Source organism: Jeotgalibacillus sp. S-D1, from assembly GCF_004358665.1.
Lineage (GTDB): Bacteria > Bacillota > Bacilli > Bacillales > Jeotgalibacillaceae > Jeotgalibacillus.
Map to the genome: position 1 here is coordinate 1 of NZ_SMZR01000039.1, position 803 is coordinate 803.

Here is an 803-nt window from a genome sequence, read left to right on the forward strand (position 1 = left end):
GAGCAACTGGCGTAACTGGAGCGACTGGAGCCACTGGTGTAACTGGTGTAACTGGAGCAACTGGCGTAACTGGTGCAACTGGAGCAACTGGCGTAACTGGAGTCACAGGAGTAACTGGTGCAACTGGTGTAACTGGAGCAACTGGATCTACTGGAGCAACTGGCGTAACTGGTGCAACTGGAGCAACTGGCGTAACTGGTGCAACTGGCGTAACTGGTGCAACTGGAGCAACTGGCGTAACTGGAGTCACAGGAGTAACTGGCGTAACTGGAGTCACAGGAGTAACTGGTGCAACTGGAGCAACTGGTGCAACTGGCGTAACTGGAGTAACTGGTGTAACCGGAGCAACAGGAGTCACTGGAGGGACTGGAGCAACAGGAGCCACTGGTGTAACTGGTGCAACTGGTGTGACTGGAGCGACTGGAGCGACTGGAGTAACAGGAGCAACTGGATCTACTGGAGCCACTGGTGTAACTGGCGTAACTGGAGTCACAGGAGCGACTGGTGCAACTGGCGTAACTGGAGTCACAGGAGCAACAGGTGTAACTGGCGTAACTGGAGCGACTGGCGTAACTGGAGCAACAGGTGTAACTGGAGCAACAGGTGTAACTGGTGTAACCGGAGCAACAGGAGTAACTGGAGCGACTGGAGCAACTGGAGCAACTGGCGTAACTGGAGCAACTGGCGTAACTGGAGTTACTGGGGTCACAGGACCAACAGGTCTAACAGGTCCAACAGGAGCGACTGGAGTAACTGGTGCAACTGGTGCAACTGGAGCGACTGGAGTAACAGGAGCAACTGGA

Annotated in this window: 1 protein-coding gene; it reads left to right on the forward strand. The window is 54.7% G+C overall.

Going from position 1 to position 803, the window contains the following annotated elements; translation table 11 throughout:
• Positions 1–803: hypothetical protein (locus tag E2R51_RS19600; RefSeq protein ID WP_205703368.1), on the forward strand; the 803-nt coding region annotated here is incomplete at both ends.